General features: G+C 66.4%; 1 pseudogene. It reads left to right on the top strand.

Features of this window, described 5'->3' with window-relative positions:
* Nucleotides 1–238, top strand: a pseudogene (locus SB753_RS41050) (efflux transporter periplasmic adaptor subunit); the annotation flags it as partial.

Below are 238 nucleotides of genomic sequence, written 5' to 3'. Positions count from 1 at the left end.
CGGCACGGTCGCGCGCACGTCGGGCGCCGTCGATCAACAGCAGCGCACGATGCTCGTCGAAGTCGATGTCGACAATCGCAACGGCGATCTGCTGCCGGGCGCTTATGCGCAGGTGCACTTCGCGCTGAAGTCGCAGGCCGCCGCGCCGTACACGCTGCCGGGTAACGCGTTCCTGTTTCGTCCGGACGGCGTGAAAGTCGCGACCGTCGATGCGCAGCAGCGTGTGAAGCTCGTCAAG

The sequence above is a fragment of the Paraburkholderia sp. SIMBA_053 genome (assembly GCF_046534895.1).
Classification (GTDB): Bacteria; Pseudomonadota; Gammaproteobacteria; order Burkholderiales; family Burkholderiaceae; genus Paraburkholderia; species Paraburkholderia caledonica.
Note: the sequence above shows the minus strand (reverse complement) of the source record. Positions and strands in the feature narration are given on the sequence as shown.